This window comes from Streptomyces sp. NPDC046862 (assembly GCF_040704615.1).
Taxonomy (GTDB): domain Bacteria; phylum Actinomycetota; class Actinomycetes; order Streptomycetales; family Streptomycetaceae; genus Streptomyces.
Genome location: NZ_JBEYXP010000063.1, coordinates 15,196 through 31,061, shown reverse-complemented (window position 1 = coordinate 31,061; position 15,866 = coordinate 15,196). Strand labels below are relative to the sequence as shown.

Sequence of the window (15,866 nt, the reverse complement as noted above, 5' to 3'; positions counted from 1 at the left end):
TCAGAGCACCTTCTTGTCGGTCGTGCCGTCGGACGCATTCTCTCCGGAGGCGCTGCCTGCCGGTATCGGATCTTCCGGTTCCGGCGGGTTGGCCGAGTTCGAAGAACGGGGGGAGGTCGCCGGGGTCGTGTCCCACGGCTCGTCCTCCGACGGGGGCCTGCGGAGGAGGGCGATCGAGCCGGAGATCGTCGTCGCCCTGAGCCTGCCGTTGCCCTCGCCCAGGCGGCCGGTGATCTTGTGGGCACCCCAGGGGCCGCTGACCCTGAGGTCGTCGAAGGCGTTGGAGATCGTGCCGCTCGCGGTGTTCGCCTCGACCTCCGCGTCCGCGGGGTGGGCGAGCCGGATGGCGATCTCACCGGAGATGCTGGTGAGGCCGACGTCCGCCGGGCTGCTGGTGGGATCGATGTCGAGGATGATCGAGCCGCTCACCGATTCGGCCTTCACGGTCGGGCAGGAGGCCTCGATGACCGTCAGGTCACCGGAGACGGAGTTCATCCGCAGGTCGCCGGTGACGGCCTGGGCCTCCACGTTCCCCGAGACCGTCGTCGCGCGTACCGGGCCCGAGAGGCCGACCAGGGTCGTGTCGCCCGAGACGCCCTTCACCTCCGTGCGCCCGTCGAGCCCGGAGACGACGGCTGTGGCGCCGATGACGCCAAACTCGACGTGGGTGCGGGCCGGGACGGCCAGGGAGACCACCACGTTTCGCCGCCATCCCTTGCGGTCGAGCCACTTCAGGAAGCCCTTCCAGGGGAGGTCGTCGTACGCGACCGTCAAGGTGCCGTCCTTCTGCGTCACCGTCAGGGGTGGGCCCTCGATGGCGGACACCTCCAGGCGGGGGGAACCCTCGTCCGTGCCCACGACGTTCACCGTTCCATTGACGATGCGCACGTGGAGCGCCGTCACTGGGTCGTCGAACGTGAGCTTCCGCGGCTCGGTGACGGACCACTCGGACATGGTGCTGACCTCCTCGACCGGCGGCGACGCGCCATATCGCGTCTTTCGCTATTCACGATATATCGCGGTCATGGAAAGTCAAGGCGCTCGTTCTGGTGATCCTGTGGAGTGCGAAGGGGGTGCGAAGGGGGGTGCGCTGGGGTGAATGAGGACAAAATGCCGTCATGTGGGAGCGATGTGTGAGTCGTGGTGCGAGGGCGCGCCGAGGGGAGGCTTGACGCCCGCCCGACTTACTCGTCTTCCTCGTCGTCCAGCCGTGCCAGCCACGTGGCCAGCCGCTCCACCGGTACCTCGAAGTCCGGGTTCAGGTCGACGAACGTCCGCAGCTGCTCGGCGAGCCACTCGAAGGTGAACTCTTCCTCGCCGCGCCGCTTCTCCAGTTCCTCGATGCCGCGGTCGGTGAAGTACATGGATCGTGCTCCGTTGGTTCTGTGAAGGGTGGGAATCGTCCCTCGCGGGAAGAACTCTTCCCCTACGGGAAGACAGGGCGAGGACTTCCCGTGAGAGAAGCCAAGGAAAAGGATAGGCGGCGGAGCGAGGCGCCCGAGGCGTCCTCGCGCGCCGACCATCACGCCACTGGCCTGCCGCTGGCCTGTCACTGGCCTGCGCAACGGGCGGGCGGGACCACGGGGCTCGGGGGAACGGGGGATGTCATGGAGGACGCGGTGACGCGCGTCGCGCGGATCGAGATGCCGGACGGGACGCCCGTGTGGGCCCGGATATCGGGGGCCGGGGAGCTGGCCGTGCCGTCCGGGGAGCTGTCCTACACCGACACCGGGTTCGCCGACCGCGTGGAGGCGCAGGTCGAGAGCCTGCAGGCGGTCGTCACGAGTGTCGCGCGCTCGCTGGCCGAACCGTTGCGGGCGGTCCGCCCGGACGAGGTCAGCGTCGAGTTCGGGATCGAGCTGACGGCGAAGGCGGGCAAGGTCGTCGGTCTGCTGGCGGACGGCGAGGCCAAGGCGGGCATCAAGGTCACGCTGACCTGGAACGGCGGGCCGCCTGACCCGGACGCACCTGCTTCCGGCCTGCCCGTTCAGAGCTCTTCTGTCTCTGGTGCGTCCGGCGCCGGCCTGCCTGGTCACGGCCTGTCCGTCGCTGGTGCGTCCGGCACGGGCTCGTCCGACCAGGGCCCGTCCGTTTCTGGGACGTCCGGCACGGGCCCGCCCGGTCACGACCCGTCCGCCCCCCGCTCGACCGCTCGCGGCTCGGCAGCTTCTGGCCCGGCAGCTTCTGGCTCGGCCACTTGCGGCCCGGCCGCTTCCGGGCCGGAGGCGGCACGGGGTGAGTCGCCCGGGGCTGCGCGCGCGGGCGCGTCTCCCGGCGCTTCGGTGCACGGAGGCGGGGGCGCTCCCTCCACGGGGAGTGGGGTATGACCGACGGGCACGCCCCGGGCGCATCGGACGGGTTCGGCGACGCCCACCGTGCGCTCCGTGAACTCGTCATGGCCGCGACCGTGCGCATCCATCGGGCGGGGGTCGGGTATGCCCTCGACGAGCCCGGGACGTTTCTCGGCAGCGGCTTCTTCGTCGCGCCGAACTGGGTTCTGACCTGCGCGCACGTGCCGAGGAGCGGGAAGGGGGGCGAGGTCACCGTGGTCCACGAGACCGGCCCGGGCCGCGGCATGTCCGCTGTCGCCGGAGTGGTGGCGGCCACCCTCCCGGAGCATGCCGGGGTCCCCGCACAGGGCAGCTGGCCGGCTCCGGACCTCGCCCTCGTGCGGCTCCGCGAACCCGTCGACCACGAGTGCGTGTACGTCTCCGAGCGGCCCGCGGTGTATTACAGCGAGAGCAAGGTGCTCCACGCCGGCTGGACCGTGCTGGGCGGCCAGTTGGTGCTCCTGGACGGGCCGCTCTCGGTGCACGGCGGGGTGCGTGGCGCGTCGGCGGGGGTGCAGATGCGGCTGGGGGACAACGACCTGCCCCTGGGCGTCTCCGGGGGGCCGGTGGTCGACCCCGAGCGCGGCGAGGTCATCGGCATCCTGAAGTCCCGGTCGGACCGCGGCAGCGGGGGCACCTCCGTGGGGATCGAGCAGTTACGGACGCTGCCGGTGCCGCGGGACGGGACGCGCGCCGAGCACGACGACCTGTACCAGGCGGTCCTGCACGCGCACGACCGCTACCACCGCGACAGGCAGCGGCACGCCGACTCCGTCCGCCCCACCTGGGCCGACGCCCAGAGCCAGCTCCGCGCTCGCCCGGGGCGCACCCTCAGCCCGGACGAGCGCGTCGAGCTGCTCGGCCGCCTCGCGGACCTCCCGCCACCGGTCAGCACCCGCGGCCTGCTCGACATCCTCGACTCCCTGCCGGACCACGAGGCCGCCGTTCCGCCACCGGCGCCGCGCGGCTGGCGTGACGGTCTCGGCGCGCTGTACGCGAGCGCGCGCCAGGACGGTGCGCTGAAGCTCGTGCTCGACTACGTGGTGGGGGCCCTGTTCGCCGAGCGCCCGTTCTCGACGCCCGGCACCCCGGACGCCGAACACGCCCTGTGGGAGTGGGTGCGGCAGGCCGCCCAGCGCCTCTCCCCGAAGCACCGGCTCAGGTTCGCGCAGCTGAGGATGGAGTGGCTGCGGCAGAGGTCGCCGGTGGCACAGGGGTATCAAGGATCTCAGGGGCCTCAGGGGCCTCAGGGGCCTCAGGGGCCTCAGCGGTCGCAGACATCGCGCCCGCCGTCCGGAGGGCACTGGCGGGGACAGCCGGGCCCCGCAGGACTCCTGCCTCCGGGAACCCCGGCCGTACATCCCGGAGAACCGACCGCGCCCCGGGGTCGGCCGTGGCCCGCGCCCGAAGACAGCACGGGCGGGCAGGCGGGGCCCGGGCGATGGGAGGAGGGTTCCGACCCGGCGCGCAGGGAGCACGAGGAGGCGCTGGCCGGCGGTGCGCTCCGCCGGTCCGCGCTGCTCGAACTCCTCGAGCGCGGATGGCAGCGCTACCACTGCGACTGGCGGGTCTCCGTGGTGCACCCCGACGGGGAGATCGAGCGCCTCGACGAGGCCGAGCAGGTTCCCCTGGAGAGACTCCCCGAGCGCCTCGCCGGAGCCCTGGCAGAGGCGTTCCGCCGCTGTGACGAGGACGCGCGGCCCGCGGTCCTCCAGGTGGCGCTGCCCCACGCGCTGCTCGGACTCGCCGTGGACGCCTGGCAGTTGGCCCCCGATGAGCCGCCGCTGGGCACGGACCGCCCCGTCGTCGTACGCAGCGCCGACCGTGAACAGCCGCTCGACGGCGGAGATCCCTGGCCGTTCGAGCAGGACCGGTCCTACGGCGACGACCCGCGCGCCACACCTGACACGCACCAAGGACACGGCCTGCACGACGCAAACGGCCTGCACGACGCACACAGCTTGCACGACGCGCACGACGAGCGCGCGTCCCGCTGGCACTGGGTGCACGCGCACACCGCCAAGGCGGAAGTCCTGGACTGCGACGACGGCTTACGGGTACCCGTACCGACCATGAGCGGGCTGCGCGGCCTGCACCACGGTGCCGTCCCGGTGCTGTGCCGCTACGGCGACCAGCGCTTCGAGGACGACATGACGGCGCTCGTCCGGGTCGTGCACGGTGGCTTCGGCGTGGCCCTGTGGCGGCGCTGGAGGGGTGGACGGGACGCCGTGTGCGGCGAGTTCCACCGCAGGGCGGGCGACACGGTCGCGGTCGCGGGTGGCGCCGACCGGCTCCCCGAGCTGGTGCGCACGCTGCGCGCCGGGGTGCGCGCGGGGCGTACGGAGACGTTCTGGGCCGAGGGCATCGCGCTGCTCTACGACGATCCGCACCACCCCCTGCCCGGTAGCGACGGTGACCTGCTGGAGGCTCCATGACCTCACCAAGTCCCGGAGCCCGCCGGGCACTTACCAGGCTTCGTGCGGGTCGATACGGTGATGCACGTTCGACGGACCGTAACGCATGTTCGACGGCTGCCAGGGACGGACGAGTGACGACGAGGACCGGACCATGACCGAATCCAGTGAGTGGCTCATCTACCGAGGCGCCGGCGAACCCCACGACGGTATGGACCGGCTTCCCCCGCCCCCGCCGTGGCGCGACTTCGCGAGCCGGGAGACCGCCGGACCCGGTGCGGACGGCTCCCGGAACCGCCGGCTCGGCACGCACCGGGACCTCGCCGAGCTGCACCGGCCCGGAGCCGAGGAACTCGAGATGATCAACGCGGCGCTCTATCTGCGCCGCCCCCTCCTGGTCACCGGCAGCCCCGGCGCCGGAAAGAGCACGCTCGCCCACTCCGTCGCGTACGAACTGGGCCTGGGCGACGTCCTCAAGTGGTCCATCGTCAGCCGCTCCACGCTCCAGGACGGCCTCTACCACTACGACGCCATCGCCCGGCTCCAGGACGTGCAGATCGCCGCGCAGGGCGGGTTCGGAAGCGCGGCGGGCAGCCCCGGAGCGGTCGAGGGCATCGGCAGCTACATCCGCCTCGGCCCTCTCGGTACGGCCCTGCTGCCGTCCGACACACCCCGCGTCCTGCTCATCGACGAGCTCGACAAGAGCGACATCGACCTGCCGAACGACCTGCTCAACGTGCTGGAGGAGGGCGAGTTCGCCATCCCCGAACTGGAGCGCGTCGCCGACCGGCTGCCGGACGGGGAGGCCGAGGTGCTCACCGCCGACGGCACCAAGGTGCGGGTGCGCGACGGCCGGGTGCGCTGCCGCGCCTTCCCCTTCGTCGTGCTCACCAGCAACGGGGAACGTGACTTCCCCGCCCCGCTGATGCGCCGCTGCATCCACCTGGAGCTCGGCCGGCCGGACCACAAACGGCTCGCCACCTTCGTACGCGCCCACCTCGGCGACGAGGCCGCGCGCCGCGGTGACGACCTGATCACCCACTTCCTGGAACGCTCCCGCAGCGAACTCCTCGCCGCCGACCAGCTGTTGAACGCGATCTACCTCACCGACGCGGCGGCCCCGACCAGCCGCGACCGACTGGCCGACCTGCTCATCCAGCGACTCGACCGCCCGAGGTGACGCGCTGATGCCCGACGCTGCGGCGCGCCACGGTCCGGGCCACTCCGGGGAGACACCCGGCGAGGGCCCCGACCCCGGACATTCCGTCGTGCCCGGGGACGACACGATCGTGCCGGGGGACGACACGTTCGCGCCCGAGGACGACCCGATGGCCGAACTGATCGTCCGGCTCAGGGAGATCGGCCTCGACCCCGACGGGGAGGCGCTGTGCGACGCCCTGTGGCTCGCCCGCTGGACGCGATCCGCGCACGGTGACGAGGAGACCGAGCCGCCCGCCCCACCCGGCCTCGACCCCGGGGGGTCGGGTACGACGACCCCCGGCGCCCTGACGGCCCCCGGCGAACCGGACCCCTCGCCCCCTCCCGCGCCTGTGCGGCCCCAGCCGTACGACGGGGAGGGTGACCGGCGCGTGGCCCTGTATCCGGTGCCGCAGCACGGTGCGCCGCGCGCCGGCGGTTCGGTCCGGACGACTGCGCTGCCGATCGGGGTTCCCGCGGCCCCCGCCTTCCCCGCTCCACTCGAACTCCAGCGCGCATTACGGCCGTTGCAGGGCTACCGGAGCGCCGCGCCGCCGCTGCGCAAGGTGCTCGACGAGACCGCCACGGCCGAGCTGAGCGCGCGGGCCGGAGGGCTGATCCTGCCGGTCCACCGGGCGGTGACCCGCGCCGACGCACGGCTGCAACTGGTCATGGACGCCTCGTCGTCGATGCGCGTCTGGGACCGGATGTTCGCCGAACTGGAGCAGGTCTTCGGCCAGTTGGGCGCCTTCTGGGACATCCAGGTCAGCCATCTCCACCAGGGCCCGGACGGCGCGCCGGCCGTCAGCCGCAGCCCGGAGGTGTACGCGGCGCCCCTGCACTCCACGGACCGGCTGAGCGACCCCACCGGACGCCGGATCACCCTCCTCGTCAGCGACTGCGCGGGCCCGCTCTGGCACAGCGGCCAGGCCCACCGGCTGCTGCACCACCTGTCCCGGCAGGCCCCCGCCGCCGTCCTCCAGCCGCTGCCGCAACGCATGTGGAACCGCACCCGGCTGCCCGTCACCTACGGCGAGCTGACCCGGGGCGAGGCCCTGGGCGGCGCCGCCGCGCTGCGCGTGCGCACGGCTCGCGGAGGGACACCGGAGCACCGCAAGGGCGCGCTCCCCGTGCCCGTGCTGCCCCCGGAGCCGGTGGCGCTCGGAGCCTGGGCGCGGCTGCTGTCCGGGGCGGGCGCGGGCCCGGTGGCCGGTGCGGTCGGCTGGGTGCGCGCGGACCAGCCCCACGCACCGGCGGCGCGTCCCGGCCGCCGCCCCTCCCCGCTCGAACTGGTCAGCCGGTTCCGCTCCACGGCGTCCCCGGCCGCCGGCCGCCTCGCCGTCTACCTGGCGGCGGCCCCGCTCTGCCTGCCGGTGATGCAGCTCGTGCAGCGGACGATGCTGCCCGACTCCGGTCCGTCCGAACTGGCCGAGGTCCTGCTCAGCGGCCTGCTCACGCGTGCCAGGCAGAACTACGGGACGGACGGCGCCCAGTGGTACGAGTTCGCGCCGGGCGTGCAGGAGTCGCTGCTGTCCCCGCTGGCCCGGGACGAGGCCATGCTGGTCCTCAAGCACTGCTCGCAGTACATCGAACAGCGCTTCGGCAAGGGCGGCCCCAACTTCCCGGCCCTCGCCCTCGCCCAGCTCGGCGAAGGCGACGGCGACGGTGACGGCGGGGGTGGTGACGGCGGCGGTGACGGCGCGGCCGGACGCCCGTACGCGCCCGGCGACGGCTACCCCGGCGGGACCATCGAGAACGGGTTCAACGGCGCGACGGCCCTCGTCCCGCAGCCCTTCGCGGAGGTGGCAGCCCGGGTCCTGGAACAGTTCATGCCGCTGCCCCGGCAACTGGCGCTGTACGGCAGCAGGGAGCGCACCGGAGCGGTCGAGGAGCGGCCCACGCACCAGGCCGTGAACCGGGCCCGCGACCTGGTCGCCCGCTTCGACCGTGAGGGCATGGTCCAGGACCTGATCGACGCGGTGCAGCTCCTGCGCGGCGCCACCCAGCACGAGCAGCCCACGGACCGGGATCCCGAGCTGTGGGCCGAGTACGCCCACTGCGCGCTGCGCCTGTGGGAGGTGCAGGGCGGCGCCGACCTGCTGCGCGAGGCGGAGACGGCGGCCGAACAGGCGGTGGCGCACCCCGGCGCCGTACGCGAACGGGCCGTCCTCGCCCGGGTGCTGCGCTCGGCCGCCACCGACCGCAGGCGCCACGGCGACCGACGGGGCGCACTCGACCTGCTGCGGCGCGCCGACCGGGAGTACGCGGTGGCCTGCGCCGATCCCCACCTCGACGACGACAAGGAGGCGCTGCGGCTCACTCTGGAACGAGTGGGCGCCCTGGAGACACAGTGGCTCCTCGGCGGCGACAGCGCGCTGCTCCAGGGCGCGGCCGGCATGCTGGAGGCGTTCGCCGACGCCTGGCCCGACCGCGGCGAGCGCCCGCCCGAACTCCCGCTCGCCCACGGCCGGATCCTGCTCCGCCTGTCCGGCGCCACGGCCGACCCCGAGCAGGCCCGCGGGTACGCGGAACAGGGCGCCCAGTCGCTGCGCGCGGCGCTGGAGGCGGCCGTGGACGACGGCACGGCCACCCCGGAGACGGCACGCGACCGCGTCCGCGTCCTGCTCGACCTGGTCGACGCTCTCCTCAGGGCGGGCGGCGACCTGGACGACGCCCGGGCCCGCGTCGACGAGGCACTCGCCGTCACTCGCGAACAGGGCCTGCGCGCCGCGCTGCTGGTGCGCGCCGGGCGCATCCACGTGGCCCGGTACGCCGACTCGGGCGACCCACGCGAACTCCAGGACGCCGCCGACCGGTTCGGCGAGGCCACCCACCGCATGCCCCGGGACGCCCCGGCCCACGCCGACGTGCTCGCCGAATGGGGGGAGGCACTGCTGCGCCTGGCGAGCCTGCAGACCGGCGTCGCCCGCGCCCAGGACCCCCTGTCGCGCGCGATCCGCGTCCTGCGCGACTGCCGTAGGGAGACCCCCGCGGGCAGCGCCCGGCTGGCGCACCGTCTCCTGCTGCTCGGCCGCGCCCTGATGCTGCGGTACCGCGGCCGGGGCGACCGTGTCGACCTGCGCGAGGCCGAGCACCTCTTCGGGCTGGCGGCGGCCGACGCGGCCGACGCCCTCCTGGCGGCCCACTGCTGGCTCGAACTGGGCCAGGCCCAATTCGAGGCGTACCAGAGCCTGGGCCGCCCGGCCCGTCTCGACGAGGCGGTGGACGCGTTCCGCAGCGCCGCGGAGTCCGCCCGCGAGGCCGAGGACGTGGCCGAGACCGACCGCCGGCGCCAGGAAGCCGTGGAGCTCGGTGCGCAGGCACACCACTGGCGGGGTATGTCCTACGAAGCGGGCGCCCGCCCACGCGCCGCCCGCGAGGCCTACCGTTCCGCCCGGGCCGAGTGGGCACGGCTGCCGGACGACATGGTGGGCACGGGCGAGCCGACGGCGCGGCAGACGGCGCAGCGGCTGGCGGAGCTGGAGTGACAGGGGAGAGGGAAGGGGAGATGGGAATGGACGTACGGGGTGAGTCCGCCGCGGACGCGTACCCCACGGGACCGGGCGCTCCGCTCCCGGACCTGCTGGAGCTGGACCTGGCGGAGCTGAGGACGGTTCAGCACCCGGTGCTGAGCGAGGTGCTGGAGGATCTTCGGGAGCGGGCGGTGCGGCCGACCGAGACGCTGTGGGCGTTCGACAGCTCTTTCTGAGGTCAGCGACCCACCCTGCGTGAAGAGCCGCTTCCGGTCGAAAACATCTGCTGAACCGGTCAGAAGGAACGCACGGCGTTTGTCGGTACCCGGCCCGGGAATGCGCTCCGAACGGGCAGGGGGCCGTGGCGCGCGGGCGCAGGCCGTACAGCATGGGGGTGCCTGAGTGTCTGAAAAGGTCGCTCCCCCTCTTCCGGTGTCCGGGAGCCCCTCCCCGTTCAGACAGTTCATCGTGAAAGTCCACGGCCGCTGCAACCTGGCGTGCCGCTACTGCTACCTCTACGAGGGACCCGACGACTCCTGGCGTACCCGGCCGGCCGCCGCACCGCCCGCCGTCCTGGACCGCACCGCGTCCCGTATCGCCGAGCACGCGCGATCCCAGGGGCTGACGGCGCTCTCCCTGGTCCTGCACGGTGGCGAACCCCTGCTCGCGGGAGCCGACACGCTCGCCGGCTTCACCGACCTCGTACGCGACCGGGTTCCGCCTCACTGCACGGTGCACGCCGTCGTCCAGACCAACGGCACGCTCCTGACGGAGGCCCGCCTCACCACACTGGCCCGCCACGACATCCGCGTCGGCATCAGCCTCGACGGCGGCCTGCCCGCCCACAACGCACGGCGCGTCGACCACGCCGGGCGCCCGTCCTGGCCGGCGGCCGTGCGCGGGGCACGCCTGCTCGCGGACCGCTTCCCGTCGTCGTACGCCGGAATCCTCACGGTCGTGGACCCGACGCTGGACCCGGTCGAAACGTACGACTCGCTCCTCGCCCTGCGCCCACCGGCTGTGGACCTGCTGCTGCCCCACGGCAACTGGTCGGCCCCGCCACCGCATCGCGAAGGTGCCCGCTACGGGGACTGGCTGTGCGCTGTCTTCGACCGCTGGTGGCGGGCCGGGCGACGCGAGACGCGGGTACGGCTCTTCGAGGAGTGCGTCGCCCTGCTGCTGGGCCTGCCGGCCGCCACGGAGGCGTTGGGCCTGGCGCCCTTCGACGCGGTGGTCGTGGAGACGGACGGATCGATCGAACAGGTGGACTCACTGAAGTCCTGCTACGCGGGCGCGGCGGAAACCGGCCTCGACGTCTTCCACCACGCCTTCGACGAGGCCCTGAGCCACCCGGGTACGGCCGCACGCCAGGCGGGCCCGGCCGCCCTGGCCGCGGTCTGCCGGGCCTGCCCACTCCTCCACGTCTGCGGCGGCGGCCACTACGCCCACCGCTACCGCTCGGGCCACGGCTTCGCCAACCCCTCGGTCTACTGCGTGGACCTCCAGCGCTTCATCCGGCACGTGGCGGCCCGTCTGACCGAGGACGTGACCACGGCCCCCGCCTCCGCCCTGTCATCCGCCTCTCGCGACGGGGACACCCGGTGATCTTCCCGTCGGTCCCGGACCGGGCCCTCCTCGAACTCGGCCGCACCGAAGGCGGCCCCGACACCCTCGCGCTCCTGATCCGCGACCAGGACACACGGCGGATGCTGATGCTGCGCGCGGTGCTCGACGCGGCGGACGGCGCCGACCCCTCGGTGTGTTCCGCCGCGGCCCGGAGGCGGCTGCGGGAGGACTGGGCGCTGCTGGAGGAAGCGGACCGAGTGGCATCGGCCGTGGGCGGGACCACCGGGTACGGGGCCACTGGGTACGGGGCCACCGGGTACGAGACCGCTCACGCAACCGGTGGCGAGGACGTAGCGACCAGCGGGCACCGCACAACGGACCGCGACACGCCCGCGAGCTCTCCTCACTCGCCCGTCCGGGCCCGTCTCCTCCACCCCTTGCTCGGACCGTGGGCCAGGCGCTGTCTGCGAGGGCTCGGTGCGGGGGCCGGGCCGGGCACGGAGCGGCAGGCCCGTGAACTGCGCCACGACCTGGCCTACTTCAGCGCGGTGGCCGCCATGGCCGCCGCGCGGAGCGGGATCTCCTTCGCCGTGCCGCTGACGGCGGCCGACGGAGCTCTCACACTTCCCTCCCTGGGGACGCTGCGTACGGCGGCACCGGGGGACGTCCGGGTCGACGTGGTCCACCGGCGCGGCCGGCTGACGTTACGCCAGGCCGGGGCCGCGGACACCGTGGTGCACCTGGAGAGAGGTGTCGGGGCCTGGTCCCCGGCCCCCGCCTGGACACCCGCGTACGCGCTGCCCGGCCTGCTGCCGGGTGCCGCCCCCGTGCCGCTCGACGACCTCGATCCCTATCGCGTCGTGCGCGGCGGCCCGCGCCACCCGCGACTGGGCGGTCCCGTGACCCTGGACGACACGGAGCGCAAGCTGTGGCTCCAGTCCTGGTCGGGCACCGCGGCCGTGCTCCGCCTCGGTGGCGAGCAGCGGGTCGCCGAGGCCGCCGCTCTCCTGCGCTGCCTGGTGCCGCTCGAGATGCCGCTCGGCGCGCGTGCGGGCGCCCCTGACACAGGCAGTTGCAGTGGCACCAGACGCGAGGCCTTCGGCGCTCTGCTCAGCAGTACGCCACCCACCCCGGGAGCTTTCGCGGCGACGCTGGTCCATGAGTTGCACCACACCAAACTCGCCGCGCTCAGTGACATGGTGACGCTCCACCGGGCGAGCCCGCGGGAACGGTACTTCGCACCCTGGCGCCCCGACCCGCGGCCGTACGACGGCCTGCTGCAGGGCGCCTACTCGCACCTGGCCCTCGCGGACTTCTTCCATCGCCGCGCGCTCGCCGGAGCTCAGCCGGCCGACGAGGACTCCGTCTGGGGCCGGTTCGCGCGCCATCACGAGCAGGCCGGGGCAGTGCTCCCGACTCTCGTCGGCTCGCCCGACCTCACCCCGCGGGGCCGCCGGTTCGTCGACCAGATGGTCGCGGTGTACGAGCGGATGGCGGAGCATCCGGCGCCCCGGGGGCACACCGCCCGCGCACAGGCATACGTGAGCGCCGCGCGCGTCCTGTGGGTGCAGCGCAACGCCTCCGTCGCGCCCCCGCCGAACGAGGCAGGACGAGGGCCGACCGGGTGAGGCTTTCAGCGACCTTTGCGACCGGTCCGCGAGCGGTCCGCGATCTCTTGCGCGAAGATCGTCGGGCCGAGGAAGAGAACCGAAACGCTACCGCCCGGTTGCCGACAGTGGCTATCGCGGCGCGGCGTCGAAGTTCTACCATTACGCGCGGGGAGGCCGCTGCATGTCTGGAGCTCGTACGCCGGTCAGGCCAACCGAGAGGGGGGCCGCGAAGCAAACGGTCACGATCAGCTTCGCGGGTTTCAACCGGCCCTGGGCCGTCTGGATCGGTGACCGACTGGAACGGCGCGGGATCCGTGTCGTGTACCTGCGGTGGGACTCCCCGGCCGAGATCCCCCTCGTGGACCTGCTGCGTGACCTGAAACTCGCCGAGGGCCGGATCCTCGTCATCGTCAGCGAGTGGTACTTCCAACTGGGCCCCCGCACCCACGAGGAGTGGAACGCGGCCCTGCGCGAGGTCGTGGCACCCGACCCGTCGCGTTTCGCGGCCGTCTCGGTCACCACGTCCTCGGTCCCCGCCGCCACCGCCGCGCTCGCGCCGACCGATCTGTCCACCATGGGTCCCGACGAGGCCGAGCGGCGTCTGCTGGACCGGCTCGACCTGCCGGGAGATCCGCTGCCGGACTCCGGTGACGGCGAGCGGCGCGGGCCGCGCTTCCCGGCGGCCACGCCCGAGGTGTGGGGCGGGGTGCCCCGCCGCAACACCCGCTTCACCGGCCGCGAAGCACTGCTCAACGAGGCCTATCACCTGTTGCAGGGCTCCGAACAGGCCGCGGGCGTGGTGGCGCTGCACGGCATGTCGGGCGTGGGCAAGACGCAGTTCGCGGCGGAGTACGTGTACCGGTTCGGCTCCGAGTACGACGTCGTGTGGTGGGTCAACGCCGAGAGCCGTGTCACCTACCGGCGCTTCCTCGCCGAACTCGCCCCGAGACTGGGCCTGTCCACGGGCGCGGAGTACGGCGAGCGGCTGCGCGCGGTGCGGGACTCGCTGCGGCGCGGCGACCCGTACGGGCGCTGGCTGCTGATCCTGGACGGAGCCGACGAGCCCGACCAGATCTGGGACCTGGTGCCCACCGGCCCCGGCCACGTACTCATCACCTCACGCAACCCGGAATGGGGCGAGCACAACAGCCGACTGCTGGAGGTGCCGGTCTACAGCCGGGACGAGTCGGTGGCGTTCATCCGGCGCCGCGCGCCGCGGCTGACGGAGACGGAGGCCCACCAGCTGGCCGAGGCGCTGGAGGACCTGCCGCTCCTGCTGGACCAGACGGCGGGCTGGCTCAACGACTCCGACCTCTCCGTCGAGGAGTACATCCAGCTGCTGGACGGCGGCATCGACCAGGACGTGGTCAAGGTGTCCGCGGACTTCCCGCTCGCGTTCCAGACGGCCTGGTCGATACTGCTGAACAAGCTCCGCGAGACCGTCCCGGAATCCGTCGATCTGCTGCGGCTGTGCACCTTCTTCGCCCCGGGCTCCATCCCCGTACGGCTGCTCAAGGAGATGCCGCTCGACCAGATGCCCGAACAGATCGCCGGGCTGGTCAACGACCCCCTGCTGTGGAACAAGGCGATCAACCAGCTGCGCCAGTACTCCGTGGTCCGCCTGGAGTCCCACGAGTCGATCGGCGACGAGGTCGTCTCCTCCGGAGAGTCGCTGTACCTGCACCGCATGGTGCACCAGATCGTGCGCAAGGACATGCCGGAGGAGGACCGGCGCGAGTTCATCGACGTGGTGCGGCGGGCGCTGGCGGCGGCGGATCCCGGGCGCCCCACCGACACCCGCCTGTGGGAGACGTACGCGGAGATCGTCCCGCACCTGGAGTACGCCGACGTCCTGCACAGCAAGGACCCCAACGTGCAGCGGCTGGTCCTCAACTGCCTTCGCTACATGTGGTTCACCGGCGAGTACACGTCGGGTATCAGACTCGGCGAGCGTGCCCTGGAGGCCTGGCGGTCCCTGCACGGCGAGACCCACCCACGGATCTGGGAGCTGACCTACCACTACACCAACTCACTGCGTTCGGCGGGGGACTACCAGACCACGGAGGCCATCGAGCGGGCGGCCGTCGAACACCTGCGGGAGGAGCGCGGCGAGCGGGACCTGGACTACCTGCGTGCGGCCAACGGTCTCGCCGGCGACCTGCGGGGCCTCGGCCGCTTCGACGAGGCGCTGGAGCTGTCCCAGCGGCTGTTCGACACCTACCGCGAGCTGCTCGGCGAACAGGACTCGCGGACCCTCAACGCCCTGAACAACCTGGGAGCCTCGCTGCGCCTGCTGGGCCGCTACGAGGAGACCCTGGAGATCGACCGCCGCACGCTGGAGGCGCGCCGTTCACTGCTGCGGGGCCGGCATCCATGGACCCTCTCCTCGGAGACCTGTTACGCGATCGACCTGCGTCTGCTGGGCCGTTACACCGAGGCGGAGTCGGTGCAGGCGAAGAACGTGCGTGAGTACCGCCTCGTGATGGGGGCGGACAATCCGCGCACCCTGCGTGCCGAGCACAATCTCGCGCTGTGCCAGCACCGCGGCGGCGACCGGGACAGGGCGGGCCTGCTGTTCTCCCGCGTACTGGAGCGTGGCGAGCGGGTGATGGGCGAGACGCATCCGTGGACCCTGATGTTCGCCGTCAGCCAGAGCTGCTTCGCACGGGAGCACGGCGACATCGACCAGGCGCGCGAGGCGAGTGAATCCATCATCGCCCGCTACGAACTGATGCTCACCGACGGGCATCCGTTCCTCGTCGGCGTCCGCGCCAACCAGGCGCTGATCCTGCGCAGCGTGGGCGAGCGCGACCACGCCTACGCCCTGGCCGAGCAGGCGCTGGCCGACATGGCCGCGGCGGTGGGCGAGAACCACCCGTGGACCCTGGGCTGCGCCATCAACGCGGCCGCCGTGCGCAACCTCGTCGGCGACCCCGAGTCCGCAGCCGCCCTCAGCGGGGACACGGTCACCAGGGCCACCGAGGCACTAGGGCGCACCCACCCCCTGACCCTGTCCGCCCGCATCGCGTACGCCGCCGACCTGCGCGGCCTGAGGGACCGCCAGCAGGCCGAGAAGGTCGAGCAGGAAGCCCTGCAGGACCTCGCCGCGACGCTGGGCAAGCAGCACGTCCACACCATCTCGGCGCGCTCCCGCAACCGCCCGTACTGGGACTTCGAGCCGCAGGCGACCTGACACGACCCGCACGCCGAAGGGCCCGGCCCCGGAATCTCTCCGGGGCCGGGCCCTTTCGTCAGCCCATCAGACCGATGGCGTGT

General features: G+C 73.0%; 9 protein-coding genes and 1 pseudogene. 8 read left to right on the top strand and 2 right to left on the bottom strand.

Features of this window, described 5'->3' with window-relative positions; genetic code table 11:
• On the bottom strand, window positions 1-954 hold the full coding sequence (locus AB0959_RS44785; RefSeq protein ID WP_366832646.1) for a DUF4097 family beta strand repeat-containing protein: 954 nt from the start codon (window positions 952-954) through the stop codon (window positions 1-3).
• A 230-nt stretch (window positions 955-1,184) separates the two neighbouring features.
• Window positions 1,185-1,364: a DUF6104 family protein gene (locus AB0959_RS44780; RefSeq protein ID WP_366832645.1), complete on the bottom strand. Its 180-nt coding sequence runs from the start codon at window positions 1,362-1,364 to the stop codon at window positions 1,185-1,187.
• Window positions 1,365-1,607: 243 nt separating this feature from the next.
• On the opposite strand from AB0959_RS44780, the pseudogene AB0959_RS44775 reads away from it, so the two are divergent.
• The 8 genes and pseudogenes from AB0959_RS44775 to fxsT all read left to right on the top strand — a co-directional run.
• Window positions 1,608-1,970 (top strand): annotated as a pseudogene (locus AB0959_RS44775) (CU044_2847 family protein); the annotation flags it as partial.
• Window positions 1,971-2,323: 353 nt separating this feature from the next.
• A complete protein-coding gene (locus tag AB0959_RS44770; RefSeq protein WP_366832644.1) occupies window positions 2,324-4,765 on the top strand; it encodes a trypsin-like peptidase domain-containing protein in 2,442 nt (813 codons plus the stop codon).
• Between the two features lie 133 nt (window positions 4,766-4,898).
• Entirely contained in the window at window positions 4,899-5,924 is a 1,026-nt protein-coding gene (locus AB0959_RS44765; protein ID WP_366832643.1) for a MoxR family ATPase, read from the top strand.
• A gap of 7 nt (window positions 5,925-5,931) precedes the next feature.
• Entirely contained in the window at window positions 5,932-9,429 is a 3,498-nt protein-coding gene (locus AB0959_RS44760; protein WP_366832642.1) for an SAV_2336 N-terminal domain-related protein, read from the top strand.
• A gap of 26 nt (window positions 9,430-9,455) precedes the next feature.
• A complete protein-coding gene (gene fxsA, locus AB0959_RS44755; RefSeq protein ID WP_366832641.1) occupies window positions 9,456-9,650 on the top strand; it encodes an FxSxx-COOH cyclophane-containing RiPP peptide in 195 nt (64 codons plus the stop codon).
• Between the two features lie 166 nt (window positions 9,651-9,816).
• Complete coding sequence (locus AB0959_RS44750; protein WP_366832640.1) at window positions 9,817-11,019, top strand: FxsB family cyclophane-forming radical SAM/SPASM peptide maturase; 1,203 nt, start codon at window positions 9,817-9,819, stop codon at window positions 11,017-11,019.
• A complete protein-coding gene (locus AB0959_RS44745) occupies window positions 11,016-12,608 on the top strand; it encodes an HEXXH motif-containing putative peptide modification protein (protein WP_366832639.1) in 1,593 nt (530 codons plus the stop codon). Before AB0959_RS44750 ends, AB0959_RS44745 begins: the two co-directional genes overlap by 4 nt.
• Before the next feature lie 163 nt (window positions 12,609-12,771).
• Complete coding sequence (gene fxsT / locus AB0959_RS44740) at window positions 12,772-15,783, top strand: FxSxx-COOH system tetratricopeptide repeat protein (protein WP_366832638.1); 3,012 nt, start codon at window positions 12,772-12,774, stop codon at window positions 15,781-15,783.
• The last annotated feature ends 83 nt before the right edge of the window (window positions 15,784-15,866 follow it).